Consider the following 19,325-nt stretch of genomic DNA (forward strand, 5'->3'; position numbering starts at 1 on the left):
ATGTCTAACTTAGCTTCAGGCTGTTGATAAAGTCTTACGAATGAAGAATAAATCAACATGAGCGTAAATATTCGTAAGCATTGTAGGTCGGAAAGTTGGTTTGTAGTATGCTAGTAGGAGTGGATCCCTCTTGACTACCGTGGTCCAACGGGCGTGCGTCCACAGGAAAGTATGAGGGATCCAAACTCCTCCGTTATAGGGAGTACAACATTTTAAGGTCATTAACAACCTGAGCTATGTCTAACATAGCTTTGTTTTTGTCTATAGAACTTTCATGGTATCATAAAGTGACAACTCTAATTGAATGTACAGGGTGGTGAAAAAATGGAACCGAAAGATTTGCGAAAACTGTTAGAAGAACGGCTGCAAAGTGAAGACCGTGAACTTACATATAATAAGAAAGAAGAGAAACTTCGAATCGAAACAAAGCGTTCAGGAAAAGGGATGAGTCTCTCTTTAAAAGGACTTGCTGCAAAATATGAAGAACGTAAAGAATCCCTTCTTGATGAAATCGTGCATCATGTTGAAGAAACGTTGAAAGCGATGAATGATAACCAGGAACTAAGCGGAAGCGAAAGCAACATCTTCCCTGTTATTCGATCTGGTTCATTTCCTTCAGAAACTGAATCTGGCGTACCGCTCGTTTTCGATGAGCACACTGGAGAAACAAGGATCTACTATGCCCTCGACCTTGGTAAATCGTACCGCTTAATCGACAAGAATTGGCTGGAGAAAGAGGGCATGACCAAAGAAACGCTTCAAGAAGTATCGAGGTTTAATGTTCGAGGTCTGTCGACTGAAATGAAAACAGATACAGTGGCGGGGTGCACCTTCTACTTTTTAAATACCAATGATGGCTATGATGCGAGTCGAGTGCTGAATCAATCTTTATTAGAGGAGATGGCATCTAAAGCAAAAGGGGAATTAGCCGTAGCAATTCCTCATCAAGATGTATTGATCTTTGCTGATATTGTGAACGAACGTGGCTATGATGCACTTGCACAGCTAACGATGCATTTCTTCTCAAACGGACTAGTACCTGTTACTGGACTACCCTTCATTTACGAAGATGGCAAATTAGAACCTGTCTTTATCCTTGCTAAAAATAAACCAAAAGAAGATTAACATTAAAGGAGAACACGAAATATGAACTTGTTTTATAACAAAGAAGGTATTGGTGACACATTGATCGTAACGCTTGGAAGTACAGATCGAGAAGACCGATCTGTAGAACGAAAGGGTAGCGTTGCGCGTGTATTCAGCCAAGAGTCAAATCAAACTGTAGGATACAATATCTTTGATATTTCTAAGAGCTATAACATCGATGCAACGGGTGTTGTAGAAGAAAGTGAAGAGTTGATTTCTGAAGTGAATCGTATCCTTAAAGAAAACGGTTTTGAGGATGAATTAGTATACGATGCATCACCAAAATTTGTTGTTGGACTGGTTGAAGAGATGACCAAACACCCAAATGCTGACAAACTTAATATTTGTCAAGTTAACGTAGGTGACGCTCGATTGCAGATCGTTTGCGGTGCGCCAAACGTTGATCAAGGCCAAAAAGTAGTTGTGGCAAAGGTTGGTGCGGTAATGCCTTCTGGTATGGTTATTAAAGATGCAAGTCTACGTGGTATTGAATCTTCTGGGATGATTTGCTCAGCAAAAGAGCTTGATCTTCCTGATGCACCAAAAGAAAAAGGTATTTTGGTCCTTTCAGAAGACTATGAAATTGGATCAGAATTTAAGACCTACTAGGATTTTATCTAGTAGGTTTTTTCTTTTTACTGTTTTTGTGTAGGGATATTGGACCGATTTTACTAATTTAGACTAAGAAGCATCTAAAATAACGAAAGATTTTAGAAAGAGCCTTACAATGACAGGGGAATTTCCGATAAAATAGAATAACAAAAGCTAAAAGGCTTAACTAGAAAAGGTGATTTTAATTGGGCAATAACTGGTTTAAAAAAGCACTGAATAAATTATTTGATGTGAATGAAGAGAAAGAAATGGATGATCGTGCTGATGAGGGGGCGAGGCAGTCTAAAGAGTACCCAAAAATAGACCGGAAAAACTCAATTGGGAGAATCGAAAGTGGAACGAGAAAGAATGAAGCGAGAATCGTTCATCAATATCCTAGAGAAGGAAATTTTCGATTTCCTTTAATTCCTGATGAGTCTTATAAAAGCGGTAGAAGAGCGGAAAGTAAAAAAACTACACAACAGCCTAAGCCTGCTGATTCGAGCGACCGATCTCATAAAACCAAAAATGAAAATTCGAATGTTAGGGCCGTTTCAAATTCGAGTTCAAGTTCAAACCAAAATAAAGCGAAGACATCGAGTGAACAAATAAAAGGAGATACTCCAAAGAAGTTTAGCGGTGTTAACTTTAAGCCTACTGATATTCCATCACCGATTTATGGCTTCAGTAAGCGTCCTGTAGTGGAGAAAGTTGAAAGAGCGATTAAAGAAAGTGAATACAGGCATAAATATACACCTCTAAACGAACATAAAGTTATCGATCAACTCATACACAAACCAACTGATTATCGATCTGAGGAATCAGAAATAAGAAGTTATGATCTAAAAAATGAACATACAGAAGAAGTGAAAGAGGATAAACCTTTATCTTCTACAGAGCCTAACAAAGGCTTTGATCATACAGATGAAGCAAACCATATTGAAGAAGTGTTAGTTTCAAATTATGAAGAAGATAACCAGGCGGAGGATACAACTGAGGGGATTGAAAACGATGCTCCCCAATCTGATCGAGATAGCGAGAGAGAGTTTGATGAGTCACCTTTACGTAAAGAGCTCGAGAATGATGATCAGAAAGATTTAGAGCCGTTAAACGACCAGGGAGAATCCAGCGGCTCATACATTGAGAGAGCGATTCAAGCTAGTGAATCACCAGTCGAAATAGAAGATGAAGTGGAAATACATGAAGAAGTAACAGAGGAACAAGAGGATGTACAGGAAGAACTTATAGAAGAAGTACTAGGGAAAGAACAAGAAGATGGACAAGAGGATACGCCAGAGGAAACACAAGAGGAAGTACTAGAAGATGGACATGAAGAAGCTTCTGAGAAAGATATAGGAACCCACTCACTTACAGAGGTAGACGATAAAGAGACATTACAAAACGTAAGTGAAGTTTCTGCTATTACGGATGAATCAAAAGAGTCTCAAGCAGAAACAGTTGAAGAGAGTGGAGTGACGCAAAAACATAAAGAAAACAAAGTGGAGAAAAAGAGAGAAGAGGGCCGGCCGAAGCCACAAGTTCCATATAACGTAATGATGCTTGCAAGCGATAGAAGACATCTTGTGAAAAAGCCGACGTCAAACGGAGAATATAAGCTCCCTCCTATTTCCCTCTTGGATATTCCACCGCGTGACGAAGGTAATGATGAACAGTGGCTCAAAGATCAGCGTGAACTGCTGGAATCTACCTTGAAGAACTTTAATGTGCAGGCAAGCGTGATCGGAGCTACGATGGGACCAACCGTTACTCGCTTTGAAGTACAGCCGAGCCCTGGTGTTAAAGTGAACAAAATCACAAATCTTAGTGACGATATTAAACTGAGCCTTGCAGCAAGAGATATTCGGATGGAAGCACCGATTCCTGGTCGGAATGCAATTGGTATCGAAGTTCCTAACCCAAGAAGTCGCCCTGTCTTTATACGGGAAGTCGTACGGAGCGGTGTTTTTCAATCGAAAGACTCTCTACTGAATGCAGCGTTAGGTTTTGACATTGGCGGAAATGCTAAAGTAACAGATATTCAAAAAATGCCACACGGTTTGATTGCAGGTGCAACAGGGTCTGGAAAAAGTGTGTGTATCAATTCAATTCTCGTAAGCTTGTTACTAAATTCAAATCCTGCAGATGTGAAAATGCTCCTAATCGACCCGAAGATGGTAGAGTTAGCTCCGTATAATGGTCTACCACACCTTGTCACACCTGTTATCAATGATGTAAAGGAAGCGACTACAGCATTGAAATGGGCAGTGGATGAGATGGAAGAGCGATATGAAAAATTTGCAGCTGCTGGTGTAAGGGATATCAAACGCTATAATGACAGAGCGATCGAACATGGTGAACCACAGCATAAGTTACCTTATATCGTTGTAGTCATCGATGAATTGGCTGACCTTATGATGGTTTCTCCACAAGATGTTGAAGATGCGATATGCAGAATTGCTCAGAAGGCTAGAGCATGCGGCATTCATTTGCTTGTAGCTACACAGAGACCTTCTGTTGACGTTATTACTGGCTTAATAAAAGCAAACATCCCTACACGTATTGCCTTTTCTGTTTCATCCCAGATCGACTCTAGAACGATCCTTGATTCGAGTGGAGCAGAAAAACTACTTGGAAAAGGGGATATGCTCTGTTTAGAGAATGGATCGTCTAAACCAGTGCGTTTGCAAGGGAACTTCGTGTCTGATGAAGAAATCGAGCGTGTCACATCCTTTGTGAGAAAGCAACGTAAGCCTAATTACTTGATTGCAAAAGAAGACCTTGCAAAGAAGCAACAATATAACGAACAAGAAGATGATTTGTTTGAGGAAGCGTGTATGTGGGCGATCGATCAAGGTCAAGCATCATCCTCCGCTCTCCAAAGACGATTCCGCATAGGCTTCAATAGAGCTGCGAGATTGATCGAAATGATGGAAGAAAGAGGGTTAGTCTCTGAAGCAATGGGAAGTAAGCCAAGGAGCATTCTTATGAGTAAGGCTGATTTTGAAGAGACGTTCCTAAAAGATATGCACGTATAGTGCATATCTTTTCTACTTGTTTTATCCAGGGTTGTTCTATATGATATAGAGTGTGTAAAAAGATATGTTTTTTTATCTTAATAATTAAGAATACTAGTAACTATAGAGCTCACATTCGAATGACGAAACTACTTGAAGGAGCCCCAGAATGAAAGAAATTGAACTGAAAATGCAAGGTGAAATAAAACGTTTAACAAATCGCACGTTTAAATTTGACGAACGAGTGAAAGAGGGCTGGTTTTCAGCAGTCTACTTTTTGAAAACGTGTGAGATCGTAGAAGAGTATAAACCGGATAATATCGTGACGATGCAGTTCTTCCAAAAGAATGATGCTGTCCTTTGTGGGTCAGACGAAGCAATTGCTTTGATTAAAACGTTCGCAAAAGATCCTGACTCACTTGAAATCCATTCATTAAAGGATGGAGATAAAATATCACCGTTCGAAACGGTGCTGAAAATTAAGGGACCATATCAAAACTTTGGTTTTCTTGAAGGGATAATTGATGGAATACTAGGCAGAAGAACGTCAGTTGCTACGAATGTATATCATGTTGTTAAAGCAGCGAGATCTTCAGGTATTCAAAAACCAGTTATCTTTATGGGTGATCGTGACGATCATTATACACAACAAGCAGGAGATGGTTATGCCTCATACATTGGTGGATCTACAGCGCAAGCAACACACGCTATGAATGAATGGTGGGGAAAAAGAGGGATGGGCACGATGCCGCATGCTTTGATCCAATTGTTCAAAGGAGATGTGGTCGAAGCATCAAAAGCGTACCATTCTAAATATCCTGAAGATGATTTGATCGCCTTAGTAGATTATAATAACGACGTGATTACAGATTCTCTCAGAGTAGCTAGAGAGTTCGGTGATACATTAAAAGGTGTTCGAGTCGACACGTCTAGAACGATGGTCGATCAATATTTCTGGAGAAATCCAGATGTGCTTGGAACATTTGACCCTCGAGGCGTAAATGCTGAATTAATATTCGCGTTAAGAGAAGCTCTAAATCAAGAAGGTTTCGATCATGTTAAAATCGTTGTAAGCGGAGGATTCACAGAAGAAAGAATTCGAGAATTCGAGGGTCAGAACGTACCGGTAGATATTTATGGAGTTGGGAGCAGCCTGCTGAAAGTAAACATCGGGTTTACCGGAGATAATGTTATTATCGACGAGGAGCCAGAAGCGAAAGCAGGTAGGAAATATCGTCCGAACCCTAGGCTAGAACGAGTAGAGTAAGGAGACAGGGGAAAATCCTGTCTTTTTTAGCCAGTGTTTATCGATTATTGGAGCATCCCCTTATTTATGCTATAATGCGTTATTGTACAGAATTAGGGAGCATGATTGTAAAGATTTCATATAATAAAGAAGATATTCGGTGTAGAAATGAAAGTGTGGAGGTTCTGAAATGACTATATATCACTTTGTTGGCATTAAGGGCTCCGGAATGAGCGCACTTGCGCAGATCTTGAACGACATGGGTTACAACGTTCAAGGTTCTGATGTTGAGAAACGCTTTTTTACCCAGGAAGCCCTTGAGCAAAAAGGTATTACCATTCTTCCGTTCTCAGAAGAAAATATTGATGAGAACATGATTATAATCGCCGGCAATGCGTTTGATGATGAACACGAGGAGTTAGTTCGCGCTCGAGAGATGAACCTTCCTGTCTATCGTTATCATAAATTCCTTGGTGACTTTATTCAAAAGTTCACCAGTATTGCAGTGACAGGTTCACATGGCAAAACATCAACCACTGGGCTGCTCGCTCACGTAATCGGCGAAGCAGAACCAACATCCTTTTTAATCGGAGATGGTACCGGAAAAGGGGTTAAAGATAGCCAGTATTTTGTATTTGAAGCATGTGAATATCGCCGTCATTTTTTATCATACCAGCCTGATTATGCGATCATGACAAACATCGATTTTGACCATCCGGATTATTTTTCAGATGTCGAAGATGTTTTTTCAGCGTTTCAAGAGATGGCTATGCTTGTTAAAAAAGGAATCATCGCATTTGGTGACGATGTTTACCTTCAGCAAATTCAAACAAAAGTGCCCGTAGTCTTCTACGGTTTCGATGAGCAGAATGATTTTCAAGCTACGAATATTAAAGTAGACGAAAATGGCACAACGTTTGATGTACATGTTCGTGATGATTATTATAGAACGTTCCAGATCCCTACCTATGGGAAGCACAACGTCCTAAACGCACTTTCCGTAGTTGCGTTATGCCATTATGAAAACCTTCCGGGTGATGCTGTACAAAAGCAGCTTCAAAATTTCAAGGGTGTAAAGCGTAGGTTCACCGAAAAAACTGTGGACGATCAGGTGTTGATCGATGATTATGCTCATCATCCTACTGAGATTAAAGCAACGATTGAATCTGCTCAACAAAAGTATCCGAACCGTGAAGTGGTCGCTATTTTCCAACCTCATACTTTTACGCGTACGAAAACGTTCTTAGATGACTTTGCTGATAGCTTAAAAGAAGCAGATGTCGTTTATCTTTGTGACATTTTTGGATCAGCTAGAGAAGAATCAGGTCAATTAACGATTGATCATCTGATGGAAAAGATTCCGAACTCGCATCTTATTACTGAGGAGTCGATTCAGAAACTGAATGATCATAATAAAGGCGTACTCCTATTCATGGGTGCTGGTGATATACAAAAATATCAAGCTGCTTATGAAACGGAGAAAGCGTCACTATAGCAAGGAAAGGCCAAGAGCCTTTTCTTGTTTTTATTTTTTAATGAAAAGCCTTTCATAGAAGAAAGTCACAATTTATCCAATTTCTTCTCTGAAAAGAAAGTTTGTAAAAAAGGAATAATGGATATTCTAACGAATAGTAGTAGTAAGGTTGGCTCATTTTGTTACTTTTTGTGAAATGCCAAACTAGTGTTTATAAGAGACCAATCAAGGGAACACAGTTAGAAAAGGAGGTGCCAGGAGATGGAGATTATTCTTTATTTGAGTGTAGCTATTATTGCCATTGCATTTGCAGTACTTGTATATTTCGTTGCACAAACATTGAAATCGTTAAAAGACACGCTTAGTAACACAGCAAAAACTCTTGATAGTCTTGAAAAACAAATGAATGGTCTTACTACAGAAACAACAGCATTGTTACATAAGACTAACCTTCTTGCAGAGGATATTCAGGGGAAATCAGAAGCTCTGGATACGGTCTTCGTTCAAGTGAGAGAGGTTGGAACGTCACTAGGTAAGATGAACAGTTCATTGAAGAACATTTCAGAGAAAGTAACTGATGAAGCAGAGCGCCAATCAGAACAAGTAACCAAAGTTGTTCAATGGGGTAATGCTGCGATGCAGATCTGGCAGAAATGGCAAGTAAAGAAAAAAGCGACAGATCAATATATCGATTCAAAATCTTAGGAGGTTGATCACATGTCAAACGAGAACAATAACAATAATATTAACACAAAAGATTTTATCATCGGATCATTAATCGGTGGAATCGTAGGTGCAGCTGCAGCCCTACTATCTGCTCCAAAATCAGGTAAAGAGCTTCGCAGTGACTTGAACCAGCAAGCTGGTGTAGTAAAAGAAAGAACGTCTCAATTCCGCGATACAGCTGTTGAGCGTGGAACGGACTTTGCGAACCGTGCGAAAGAGAAATCAAACACAATTTACAAGCAGGTATCTGATCAATCAAACAATATCGTTTCAAAGATCAAAGAGCGAAAAGCTAACTCTGAAGATCCTGAAGTGCGTGCACAAGCGGACGAAGATGTTGAAAGCTTTCAGCGTGACTTGAACGATCATTTTGTTGAGGATGAGCCAGCTACAAACGAAAACCCAACTAGACACCAGTATCAGCAAGACTAATGAACGAAGGAGGAGCAATAAGTGCTTCTCCTTTTTGTATGCTCTCTTTTCCTTTATAATGGGGATTAAGAAGGAAAGGATGATGATCATATGGCAATTAACAAACTTTCAACACTAGACGACTTTTCAAAAATAAAGAACGAAAACAACAAGATTCTAGTATTCAAAAATAGCACGACTTGTCCAATCAGTGCTCAGGCTTTTGAGGAGTTTGAGAAGTTCGCTGAAGATTATGATCAGGACGTCTATTACTTAAATGTACAGGAAGCAAGACCCCTATCAAACGATATTGCTGAATCTTATGGAGTGAAACATCAATCGCCACAGGCGTTACTGATCGATGGTGAAAATGTGGTATGGAATGATTCACATTGGAGAATCACATATACTTCTTTAAATGATGCTGTGAAAAAAAATTGAGGGAAAACGGCTCTATGAAGCCGTTTTTTATTCACTTACACGATTTAATGCTTAAAAGCGTCTAAGAATTAAACTAAAAGTAGTGACATTTTATTTTTCTTCGTATATAATATCCCTAATCACTTATATAGATAGGGAGTGGAAACATTATGGCTAACATTCAGATTGACGAGTTGAGAGAAAAACTAGACGAGATTAACTTGCAGTTGCTCGATTTAATTAACGAGCGTGCAGAAATAGCACAGGAAATAGGCAGAATTAAGAAATCTCAGGGGATCAATCGTTTTGATCCAGTACGAGAACGCAAAATGCTTGATCTGCTAGCAGAGAAGAATGATGGGCCGTTTGAAACGTCCACTCTGCAGCATATCTTTAAAGAGATTTTCAAAGCGAGTCTTGAGTTACAAGAAGATGACCATCGAAAAGCTCTATTGGTTTCACGTAAGCGTCAGCCTGACAACACAGTGATCGACATCAAAGGTGAAAAGATTGGAGCTGGTGGTCAAGTATTGATCTCAGGTCCGTGTGCAGTTGAAAGCTACGAACAAGTTGCGGAAGTTGCAAAGGCTGTTAAGAAGCAAGGCTTTAAAATGCTTCGCGGAGGTGCTTTTAAACCTCGTACTTCACCATATGATTTCCAAGGTCTTGGTGAAGAAGGTCTTAAGATCTTAAAACGGGTTGCGGATGAATATGATCTAGCAGTTGTAAGTGAAATCGTAAACCCAGCAGATATCAAAATTGCTGAGAAATATGTGGATGTTATTCAAATCGGAGCACGAAACATGCAGAACTTTGAATTGTTAAAGGCAGCTGGTTCAGTCGATAAGCCTGTACTTCTCAAGCGAGGTCTTTCAGCAACGATTCAGGAGTTTATCAACGCCGCTGAATACATTGTCTCAAAAGGAAATACACAAGTAATGCTTTGTGAGCGTGGTATTCGAACTTACGAGAAAGCAACACGAAACACGCTAGACATCACTGCAGTACCGATCTTAAAGCAAGAAACTCACTTACCTGTATTTGTAGACGTTACACATTCAACAGGTCGAAGAGATCTTCTACTGCCTGCAGCAAAGGCTGGACTTGCTATTGGAGCAGATGGAATCATGGTAGAAGTTCACCCTGACCCAGCAGTAGCGCTTTCAGATGCGGCACAACAGCTTGATATTCCTCAATACGAGAAATTCGTAGATGATTTAAAATTGAGCGGGCTTTTCAACCCAGCGAAAGCTGCACCTACTACGTAGTAAACCAAAAACAGACTGTCGAGATATCCCTTTCGACGGTCTGTTTTTTTGCGTTATAATGGATTTCTATCTAACTTGTGAAAATTTCTTTATATTAAAGCAAAAAAGTTATAAATGTGCTATCTTTAATACAGTTACTTTCTTGTGAAATAAAATACATACGCATATACCGTATAGGGTGATAGAATAATACCGAAACTTATAGGTAGGAGCGACTGCGGGAAATTTGCAGTCAGAAGGATAGTATCGTATCATTAACTAAATCAAAGTCCGAAAGAGCATGAAGGAGGATTATCGTGAATACAACGATTTATGATGTAGCAAAAGAAGCAGGAGTCTCCATGGCGACGGTATCGAGGGTTGTAAATGGAAACCCTAATGTTAAACCTGCTACAAGGAAAAAGGTCCACGAAGCAATCGAACGTTTAGGCTATCGACCTAACGCAGTAGCACGTGGTCTTGCTAGTAAGAAAACGACGACTGTTGGTGTAATCATCCCTGATATATCCAGTATTTTCTTTGCTGAGCTTGCTAGAGGTATTGAGGATATTGCAACGATGTATAATTACAATATCATCCTCAGTAATTCAGATCAGAACAAAGAAAAAGAAATCCATCTTCTTAACACGATGCTTGGTAAGCAAGTAGATGGAATCGTCTTTATGGGCGGGGAAATTACTGAAGAACACGTTGAAGAGTTTAAACGCTCACCTGTACCGATCGTTTTAGCTGCTACACTTGAGAAAACAAATGAGGTACCATCTGTTAACATCGATTATCAACAGGCAGCTTATGACTTAGTATCGGAGTTCATTGAGAAAGGTCATAAGAAGATTGGACTAGTAAGTGGCCCTCTTGAAGATCCTATCAATGGTGAAGAAAAGTTCCTAGGTTACCGCAGAGCACTTGAAGATGCTGGGTTAAAAGTGGATGAAGACATGGTTGCTATTGGTGATTACACATACGATTCTGGAATCGAAGCGATGACTGGATTTATTGAAAAAGACAACATGCCGACTGCCATTTTTGGAGGTACTGATGAGATGGCACTCGGAATCATTCATGGTGCTCAGGATAATGGCTACAAGGTTCCTGAAGACCTCGAAGTTGTTGGCTTTGATAACACAAGACTTGCAACGATGGTTCGACCAACGCTATCTACAGTCGTACAACCTATGTACGATATTGGAGCTGTAGCAATGCGACTCTTAACGAAGTTCATGAACAAAGAAACAGTGGAAGAACAAACCGTTGTCCTTCCTCACCGTATTCAGCATAGAAACTCAACTAAGAAGTAAATTTTGCATAAAAAACGAACCTGGAATTCAGGTTCGTTTTTTTATTGGCTGATCTGATAGAGCGATCTTTCTAACGTAAGCTTATTCTTTTCTGTAATCTCACTCTTTCTAGGAATAGGTTCATAAAGGTCTTTAGGATCATGCCAAGTTTTCGGTAGTTCGAACGGTGCTAAAGACTGCCACCGTTCAATCCATTTTTCTGGAAGAGTACCTGAAGCATTCTTGTTCTTCATCTCGAGCCAAATTCTAGACCATGCTCTTGGAACGACTCTCCATACATCGTATCCCCCGCCACCGACAGCAATCCATTTGCCTCCGCAATATTCATGCGCAAGCTCATGTGCTAGTCTAGGGATAAATTCAAAGCTCTTCATTGAAACGGAAAGATGGGTGAGAGGATCGTAATAATGCGCATCTGCACCATTCTGAGTAAGAATAACGTCAGGCTTGAAAAACTCGATTACTTTTCGAAAAGAGGTCTCATAGACTTCCTGAAAAGATTCATCTTCAGTAAACGCATCGATCGGAACGTTAAAAGAGAAGCCATAGCCTTTGCCATGACCTTTTTCATTAATATTTCCAGTACCAGGAAACAAGTAACGACCGGTTTCATGAATTGAAAGGGTGCACACATTCGGATCATCATAGAAAGCCCACTGTACGCCATCTCCATGATGAGCGTCAGTATCGACGTAAAGAACTTTCGCGTTATATTTTTTCTTCATATACTCGATTGCGATGGAACTGTCATTATATATGCAAAAACCAGAGGCTTTTCCGCGAAATCCATGGTGTAGTCCGCCACCAATATTTAGAGCATGGTTTGCTTTTCCATCCATCACAGCATCGACTGCAGTTAACGTTCCCCCTACAAGTAGAGCACTTGCTTCGTGCATATTTGAAAAAATCGGTGTATCCTCGGTTCCTAAACCGTAGTTAGAAGCAACAGAGGAGGCAAGCGTTCCTTTTCCAGCATCTTTTACTGCTTGTATATAAGCTGGATCGTGAATCAATGCTATCTCATCGTCAGTCGCAATGCGAGGCGATATAATATCATCCTTTGATAATACGTTAACTTCTGTTAATAGATCATGGGTTAATTGAACCCTGATATGGTTGAAGGGATGGTTGTCACTGAATTTGTAGTTTAAGTAATCTGAGGAGTAGACGAATAATGAATCACACTTCATCTCTTAACACCCGGCAAACTTGGCCAAAGCACCTCATATCCCTCAGCCTTAATATCATCTACAACAGCTGTTGGATTCATCGTTTGAACTCTAAACACGATGTTTTTAAAACCTTCGTTATGGCTACAAGGATAAACTAGCACACTTATGATGTTCACGTTACGTTTCCTGATAATCTGTGTGATATCTGCGAGCTTTCCAGAGACGTTTTCTACTTGAACCTCGATATGTGAACTTGGTTGATGTGCTCCTGTAAGCAGGATTAACGTGTGAAGCATATCTGTTTCGGTAACGATGCCAACCACTTTTCTATTCTCTATGATTGGGATACAGCTAATTCGATGTTCATAGAAGACAGTTGAGATTTCTTCTACGAAATCAAGCGGATGGGCGGTGATCACATCTTTTTTCATAATAGAAGAAAGAGAAGACTGTAATACTTCTCTGTTAGGGTCCATATCGAGGATTGAGGGACTAGCTTCTTTTACATCCCGATCTGAAACGATTCCTACTAATTCTCCATCATTATTAACAATTGGAAGATGACGTATATTCTTTTCTCTCATCACTTTAATGCCACTAGCAATCGTTTGCGATTCGTTCAGAGAATACACGTTTCTATTCATTATTTCCTCAATGATCAAGTCCTCTCACTCCTTTAAGTCTCAATACATGAAACGGTTTTGAAAGCGTAACGCGTCAAAAGCTTGTATGGACTCTCGGTCTACCCTTGATCCAATCTTAGCCATTAAACAATTGGCAGGGTGAGAGCTTATTTCTGGGTCATCAGTGGCATACCATTCTAATCCACCAGCGTTCATCATTTTTTCCATCACTTTTCGGTAATCCCATACTGACAAGCCAGTTCCTCTAAGGTCCCAATGCCAATAATACTCAGTAGTGATTACGATATAATCATTCATCGCATCATCCATAAAGGATGTTCTTAGCAAGCTTTTCCCAACTTTAGCGTTGCGATATTTAGGAATAACTTCAATGGCTCCAAGCTCAAGTAAGTTTTCCATATTTCCTTCTGACCATCGTTCCATAGGATCTGGGTACAAATATGTCACGTAACCAACAATGGTTTCACGTTCTCTTGCTACGATGATTCTTCCTTCTGGAAGTCCAGCAATTTCTATTAACGCCTTATGTTGCTGCTCGGGTGGGCGAAATGCTACCAGATCTTTATGTAAATGATAGGAGGCCAGGCGGTCGGGAGTAATTGGTCCCTCGATAATTAATTTTCCATGTGGAGTGTTCCATTCGATTGCATTATATGTCTTTTGATGTTCCATCTAGTCACCACCTTAATAACGATCTCAGCTCTTATTATACATGATTACACGTAAATGTAAGGGGTTTCAGAATGATTTTATTAACTTTTGTTATTTGTTAAAATATTACGAATTTATGTTATACTATCAGTGAAATCATTGAAAGATGTAGAAGAAGGAGGAGAATTACTTGGAAATGAAATCGCTTTCCGCAACTCGTGGAAATCACAATCTACAGGATTATGAAGCTACTTATGAGAATTTTGAATGGAAAGAAGCAGAAAAAGCATTTTCCTGGAATGAAACTGGGAAAGTGAATATGGCTTATGAAGCAATCGATAAGCACGCTGAATCCGATAGGAAAAATAAAGTAGCCCTCTATTTCTCTGATTCAAAAAGAGATGAAAAGTATACGTATAGTGAAATGAAAACCTTAAGTAACAAAGCTGGAAACGTGTTGAAGAAGGTTAATGTTGAAAAAGGTGATCGAGTTTTCATCTTTATGCCTCGTTCTCCTGAACTATATTTTATTTTGCTTGGATCTTTGAAGCTTGGTGCGATTGCTGGACCGTTATTTGAAGCGTTTATGGAAGGGGCAGTGCGTGATCGCCTTGAAGATAGCGAAGCAAAAGTACTTGTTACTACACCTGAGTTGCTCGATCGTGTACCTGTAGATGAGCTTTCTCATCTAGAGAGCGTCGTGCTTGTTGGGGATAATGTGAAAGAAGAAGGACCTTATATTGATTTTCACCATCATTTTGAAACGGCTGATAAAAACCTGAAAATCGAATGGGTGGATCGTGAAGATGGAATGATTCTTCATTATACGTCAGGTTCAACCGGGAAACCAAAAGGTGTCCTTCATGTTCATAATGCTATGATTCAACATTACCAAACAGCACAATGGGTGCTGGATCTTAAAGAAGATGATGTATACTGGTGTACTGCAGACCCGGGTTGGGTTACAGGTACATCTTATGGAATTTTCGCACCTTGGCTAGCAGGTACATCCAATGTTATTCGCGGAGGACGTTTTAGCCCAGAAGATTGGTATTCTACCATTGAAAAATATGGTGTGACCGTCTGGTATAGTGCACCTACTGCATTCCGTATGCTTATGGGTGCGGGTGATGAAATCGTAAAAAATTATGACCTCTCTACACTTCGTCACGTACTCAGTGTAGGTGAACCTCTAAACCCTGAGGTTATCAAGTGGGGCAACAAAGTGTTAGATCAACGTATCCATGATAATTGGTGGATGACGGAGACTGGTGCACAGCTCATCAGTAATTATCCTTCTATGGAAATTAAGCCAGGTTCTATGGGTAAACCTATTCCTGGTGTTCATGCAGCAATCGTGGATGATCAAGGTAATGAGCTGCCAGCTAACCGTATGGGCAACCTGGCTATCAAAAAAGGATGGCCTTCCATGATGCGTGCGATCTGGAATCGTCAAGAAAAGTATGAAAGTTACTTTATGAAGGGCGATTGGTACGTGTCAGGAGATTCTGCATATAAAGATGAGGATGGATACTTTTGGTTCCAGGGTCGAGTTGATGATGTGATCATGACTTCAGGTGAACGAGTCGGTCCATTTGAAGTTGAGAGTAAGCTTGTCGAGCATTCGGCAGTTGCTGAGGCAGGTGTGATCGGAAAACCAGATCCAGTCCGTGGTGAGATTATTAAAGCATTTATTGCACTTCGAGATGGTTACGATCCGTCTGATGAACTGATGGAAGAAATTCGTAATCACGTAAAGAAAGGTCTTGCTGCACATGCAGCACCTCGTGAAATCGAATTCCGAGATAAGTTACCTAAAACAAGAAGTGGTAAGATTATGCGTCGAGTATTAAAGGCATGGGAGCTCGATCTACCAACTGGTGATCTATCTACCATGGAAGATTAATAAAAAGTAATCCCCGCAGCTACTGCTGCGGGGATTTTGCTATCCATTGCTGGATGACTCTCCATTACTATTCGAGCTGTTGCTTTGATTAGTGTTGGAATTATTGGAACTTGAATTATTGGAACTTGAATCATTGGAATTTGAACCGGAGCTACTATTGTTCCCTTCTCCAGAATCGTTTCCTGAGCTTTCACCGTTCGTCTCTTCATTCCCATCGTTTGAGTCATCGCTGTTACCGTCACTTGAATCATCATTGTTATCTTCACCGGAACCATCATCTTCATCTTCTTTAGGAGGATCTGGTTTTTCTTCTTCTTCTGGCTTATCAGACCAATCTCCAGATGTAACTTTTGCAGAAGGAGATGATTCATTCCCGGCAACATCTACTGCTGTAACATAGTAAGCATAAGAACCTGAAGGAATATTGAATGAACTTCCATCAGATGCTTTCACACTACCTAGCTTAGTAAATGAATTACTACCATTTCCTGCACGGTAAATGCGATAACCCACAATATCACTTTCTCCTGATTCGTTCCAGTTAAGAGTAGAGCCGTTTATCGATACGTTCCCGATTGCGCCTGGCTTCTTGCCATTTTCTTTAGCGACAGTTCCCTCGGAAACGATGTTCAAGTTTTCGAATTTAGATGGAAGAAGTGTACTAAGGTCGATACCTTCAAAGTAATCTTCTTTAATCATAACGCCGCTTGTGACAAATTCTGCTGGTGTTGAAGAAAGTGCTTCATAAGTTTTCCCTTTAATGACCACATATCGTCCTTGTGTCAAACTGTCATCGACTTCTGTTGGTACGTATTTAGCATTAAACAAATCAGTTTGAACAAGTCCAGCTTGCTGACACAGATCAGATGCGAGTTTTCCAGATATTCCACAGAACGACCTTCTAACAATACCAGTAGGCATATCGAATCGTTTTTGTGGATCCATTATTTCAGGTTTCTGATCATATGCTGCGTTGGCAAACAGTGCCCATAAATTCTTATTTCTAACAGCATAGTTAGAATCCATCCTCATTTGCTTATCGTAACCGGTCCATACGCCAAGAGAAACATTAGGATTGACAGCAACGAACCAAGCATCTCGATAATCCTGCCCGGTACCTGTTTTACCTGCCCAATCAGCTGAGAATTTCAATTTACCAGGTACATCTTGTGCTGTACCCTGTCTAACTACGTCTCTCATCATATCGATCGTAAGATAAGACGTCTGAGGACTAAAGACTTGAACAGGATCTGCTTTATGCTGGTAAACAACATTCCCATCTCGATCTACAATTTTATCGATCATATAGGCATCGACGAATTTACCGCCATTTGCAAATGTTCCGAAGGCATTGGTGTTTTCTTCAACACTTACACCTCGTTGTAATGCACCGATGGACATCGATGGATTGGTTCGATCATCTAATGTCAGTGTGCTAAAGCCCATTTTCACTAGGTATTCGGTAGCTTCTACTGGGTTTAGCTTAGAGTAAATACGAGCAGCTGGAACGTTATAAGATCGTTCAAGAGCCTTTCTTGCAGTTACTAGACCATGATAGTTTGAAGAGTAGTTGTTTGGGTTAAACGCATTTTTCCCTTTAATCGGAAGGTCAGGAATAATGTAGCCTGGCTGAACCTTTCCAATCTCCATAGCTGGCGCATAATCTAGTAATGGTTTCATCGTTGATCCGTTTGACCGGTATGCGTTTGTCGCATGGTTAAGAGCTTCTTGGCTAAAGTCTCTCCCCCCGACAAATGATAGGATCTTTCCTGATTTATTCTCGATTAGAATTCCGCCGACTTGCATTGGATATTCTTTGTTAACCATCTCACCCGTCTCAGGGTCCTGTACGGATACTGTTTTAGGGCTTTGGAAATAGCTGCCGTTATCAAGAACTTTATCTCTAGCAGCATTCATCGATTCGTATACGTTCTTATCGATCGTTGTGTGAATCTTATAACCATTCTTTCTAAGCTCTTTTTCAGCATTATTCATAAACTCAATGAAAATCTTCGAATCTTTTTCTACTTCAGCCCATTTAAGTCCCATTTTCTCAGCACTTTGTTCTACTGTTCTTGATGTAACGTTTGCATCATACGTAATCCTATTGTATTGATTGACGCTTTCTGCTAGTTTCTTTCCGTCGTAGCCCTCTTCGTTGGCAATTTGCTCGGCGAGAACAGTTTTAGCGCGATCTTCTATTTCAAACGTCAAGTATGGATACTTCTCAAACGGTGAAGGAGAGGACTTTGCTAGATTTCCTTCGATATCGTATTCTTTTGCTTTAGTGTATTCTTCCTCAGTTATCGACCCTTCTGTATACATGCGGTAGAGGACAAAATTCATCCGGTCGATACCAGGTGTAAGATCATCTTTCACGACTCCTGAGTTTGTAAAAGGAGTGTATGTATACGGGTTTTTCGGTAGTCCTGCAATGAAAGCTGCTTGTGGTAGGTTTAATTCACTAGCGCTCACACCAAAGATTCCTTGTGCTGCAGATTGAATACCTGCAATGTTTCTGCCAGAAGCATTTCGACCGAACGGTACGACATTAAGGTATGCTTCAAGAATTTCTTCTTTTTCAAAGAAGTTTTCAAGGCGCAAAGCTAAAAGCATTTCCTTCGCTTTACGTTCAAACGATACTTCTCTCGTTAATATTTGGTTTTTCACAAGCTGTTGAGTCAACGTACTACCACCGGTACGATCTTCAGAGTTCGTGAGCTCTTGAAGAATCGCTCGTCCTATTGCTTTTGGAACAATGCCTTCGTGGTCATAAAAATATTCGTCTTCAGTTGAAATGACTGCCTTTTGTACTAAAGGGGACACGTCTTTTAAATCGACTTCCTTTCGCTCTATATCAGATCGAAAGTTACCGAGAAGAACATCGTCAGCAAAGTATATCTCACTTGTTTCTTCATAGTTATAGACGTCTCTCTTCATCTCATCATAGGAGCGAATCGGTTCATCTTTTACTAGAGATGCAAAGTAACCTGCACCAACACCTCCGGCAAACAAGCCGCCCATAAGCCCAAGTACTAGAAAAATTAAGAATAAATTCCAAACAACTTTATAAGCGATCCTTGAGCCAGTTAAGATGTTGTACTCTTGCAATCTATCGATGAACGCGTTCCACTTCGACCTGATAGAAGAAAAAAGCTCTCGCATTCCTATACCTCCTCAATTAATCCTATATATTATAGCATATCTAGTCGATATTTGTATAAAGCTTCCTTAAGGAACAGGGGCTAGAATTGACATTGAGGTACAAAGTATGATATTAATTTAGTTAGATTTTTAAACGGGTATGCGAAGAGTGGACGAAGTAGCGTTTTTCTCCCTATTTCAGAGAGTTGGTGGC

15 protein-coding genes and 1 other annotated feature (1 of these 16 cut by a window edge) are annotated in these 19,325 nt (G+C 40.2%); of the genes, 11 read left to right on the plus strand and 4 right to left on the minus strand.

Annotated features, from left to right (window positions below):
- The first annotated feature begins 324 nt into the window (after positions 1-324).
- The 10 genes from ACXADT_RS08940 (at position 325) to ccpA (ending at position 11,594) form a co-directional block, all read left to right on the plus strand.
- A complete protein-coding gene (locus ACXADT_RS08940; RefSeq protein ID WP_474810841.1) occupies positions 325-1,125 on the plus strand; it encodes a DUF1444 domain-containing protein in 801 nt (266 codons plus the stop codon).
- A 21-nt stretch (positions 1,126-1,146) separates the two neighbouring features.
- Positions 1,147-1,755 carry a YtpR family tRNA-binding protein gene (gene ytpR, locus ACXADT_RS08945; protein ID WP_270179617.1) on the plus strand — a complete coding sequence of 203 codons (609 nt, stop codon included), beginning with the start codon at positions 1,147-1,149 and terminating at the stop codon, positions 1,753-1,755.
- Positions 1,756-1,943: 188 nt separating this feature from the next.
- A complete protein-coding gene (locus ACXADT_RS08950; RefSeq protein WP_474834329.1) occupies positions 1,944-4,772 on the plus strand; it encodes a DNA translocase FtsK in 2,829 nt (942 codons plus the stop codon).
- Between the two features lie 148 nt (positions 4,773-4,920).
- Positions 4,921-6,018 (plus strand): nicotinate phosphoribosyltransferase, encoded by a 1,098-nt coding sequence (locus ACXADT_RS08955; protein ID WP_270179615.1) that lies wholly within the window; start codon positions 4,921-4,923, stop codon positions 6,016-6,018.
- A gap of 169 nt (positions 6,019-6,187) precedes the next feature.
- Positions 6,188-7,492, plus strand: coding sequence for a UDP-N-acetylmuramate--L-alanine ligase (gene murC, locus ACXADT_RS08960; RefSeq protein ID WP_270179614.1), 1,305 nt, complete (start codon positions 6,188-6,190; stop codon positions 7,490-7,492).
- A 240-nt stretch (positions 7,493-7,732) separates the two neighbouring features.
- Entirely contained in the window at positions 7,733-8,176 is a 444-nt protein-coding gene (locus tag ACXADT_RS08965) for a DUF948 domain-containing protein (RefSeq protein ID WP_224878775.1), read from the plus strand.
- Between the two features lie 12 nt (positions 8,177-8,188).
- Positions 8,189-8,629: a YtxH domain-containing protein gene (locus ACXADT_RS08970; protein WP_270179613.1), complete on the plus strand. Its 441-nt coding sequence runs from the start codon at positions 8,189-8,191 to the stop codon at positions 8,627-8,629.
- Positions 8,630-8,719: 90 nt separating this feature from the next.
- A complete protein-coding gene (gene ytxJ / locus ACXADT_RS08975) occupies positions 8,720-9,049 on the plus strand; it encodes a bacillithiol system redox-active protein YtxJ (RefSeq protein ID WP_270179612.1) in 330 nt (109 codons plus the stop codon).
- Between the two features lie 149 nt (positions 9,050-9,198).
- Positions 9,199-10,296 carry a bifunctional 3-deoxy-7-phosphoheptulonate synthase/chorismate mutase gene (locus ACXADT_RS08980; protein WP_270179611.1) on the plus strand — a complete coding sequence of 366 codons (1,098 nt, stop codon included), beginning with the start codon at positions 9,199-9,201 and terminating at the stop codon, positions 10,294-10,296.
- Between the two features lie 296 nt (positions 10,297-10,592).
- The gene (ccpA, locus tag ACXADT_RS08985) at positions 10,593-11,594 is read left to right on the plus strand and encodes a catabolite control protein A (RefSeq protein ID WP_270179610.1); all 1,002 of its coding nucleotides are present in this window, start codon (positions 10,593-10,595) and stop codon (positions 11,592-11,594) included.
- A gap of 41 nt (positions 11,595-11,635) precedes the next feature.
- On the opposite strand, the gene ACXADT_RS08990 is transcribed toward ccpA, so the two are convergent.
- Genes ACXADT_RS08990 through ACXADT_RS09000 form a run of 3 tightly spaced genes read right to left on the minus strand, consistent with a single transcriptional unit; the run spans position 11,636 to position 14,082 of the window.
- Positions 11,636-12,784, minus strand: a complete 1,149-nt coding sequence (locus ACXADT_RS08990) for an acetoin utilization protein AcuC (protein ID WP_474834331.1) — start codon at positions 12,782-12,784, stop codon at positions 11,636-11,638.
- The gene (locus tag ACXADT_RS08995) at positions 12,781-13,428 is read right to left on the minus strand and encodes an acetoin utilization AcuB family protein (RefSeq protein WP_270179608.1); all 648 of its coding nucleotides are present in this window, start codon (positions 13,426-13,428) and stop codon (positions 12,781-12,783) included. The genes ACXADT_RS08990 and ACXADT_RS08995 overlap by 4 nt, the downstream gene beginning before the upstream one ends.
- Before the next feature lie 21 nt (positions 13,429-13,449).
- Positions 13,450-14,082, minus strand: a complete 633-nt coding sequence (locus ACXADT_RS09000) for a GNAT family N-acetyltransferase (protein WP_270179607.1) — start codon at positions 14,080-14,082, stop codon at positions 13,450-13,452.
- A gap of 175 nt (positions 14,083-14,257) precedes the next feature.
- Here ACXADT_RS09000 and acsA point away from each other — a divergent pair, with 175 nt between their 5' ends.
- Entirely contained in the window at positions 14,258-15,967 is a 1,710-nt protein-coding gene (acsA, locus tag ACXADT_RS09005; protein WP_474834678.1) for an acetate--CoA ligase, read from the plus strand.
- Positions 15,968-16,006: 39 nt separating this feature from the next.
- Here the strand turns inward: acsA and ACXADT_RS09010 are convergent, their stop codons facing one another.
- Positions 16,007-19,132, minus strand: coding sequence for a transglycosylase domain-containing protein (locus tag ACXADT_RS09010; RefSeq protein ID WP_474834333.1), 3,126 nt, complete (start codon positions 19,130-19,132; stop codon positions 16,007-16,009).
- Between the two features lie 135 nt (positions 19,133-19,267).
- Positions 19,268-19,325: a binding site (T-box leader), on the plus strand (it continues 168 nt past the right edge of the window).

This window comes from Anaerobacillus sp. ABR4_321 (genome assembly GCF_056158505.1).

What these genes read in the sequence shown, in the direction of transcription:
- ACXADT_RS08940 (WP_474810841.1), top strand. Translation starts at nt 325, where the DNA reads ATGGAACCGAAAGATTTGCGAAAACTGTTAGAAGAACGGCTGCAAAGT.
- ytpR (WP_270179617.1), top strand. Translation starts at nt 1,147, where the DNA reads ATGAACTTGTTTTATAACAAAGAAGGTATTGGTGACACATTGATCGTA.
- ACXADT_RS08955 (WP_270179615.1), top strand. Translation starts at nt 4,921, where the DNA reads ATGAAAGAAATTGAACTGAAAATGCAAGGTGAAATAAAACGTTTAACA.
- murC (WP_270179614.1), top strand. Translation starts at nt 6,188, where the DNA reads ATGACTATATATCACTTTGTTGGCATTAAGGGCTCCGGAATGAGCGCA.
- ACXADT_RS08965 (WP_224878775.1), top strand. Translation starts at nt 7,733, where the DNA reads ATGGAGATTATTCTTTATTTGAGTGTAGCTATTATTGCCATTGCATTT.
- ACXADT_RS08970 (WP_270179613.1), top strand. Translation starts at nt 8,189, where the DNA reads ATGTCAAACGAGAACAATAACAATAATATTAACACAAAAGATTTTATC.
- ytxJ (WP_270179612.1), top strand. Translation starts at nt 8,720, where the DNA reads ATGGCAATTAACAAACTTTCAACACTAGACGACTTTTCAAAAATAAAG.
- ACXADT_RS08980 (WP_270179611.1), top strand. Translation starts at nt 9,199, where the DNA reads ATGGCTAACATTCAGATTGACGAGTTGAGAGAAAAACTAGACGAGATT.
- ACXADT_RS08990 (WP_474834331.1), bottom strand. Translation starts at nt 12,784, where the DNA reads ATGAAGTGTGATTCATTATTCGTCTACTCCTCAGATTACTTAAACTAC.
- ACXADT_RS09000 (WP_270179607.1), bottom strand. Translation starts at nt 14,082, where the DNA reads ATGGAACATCAAAAGACATATAATGCAATCGAATGGAACACTCCACAT.
- acsA (WP_474834678.1), top strand. Translation starts at nt 14,258, where the DNA reads ATGAAATCGCTTTCCGCAACTCGTGGAAATCACAATCTACAGGATTAT.
- ACXADT_RS09010 (WP_474834333.1), bottom strand. Translation starts at nt 19,132, where the DNA reads ATGCGAGAGCTTTTTTCTTCTATCAGGTCGAAGTGGAACGCGTTCATC.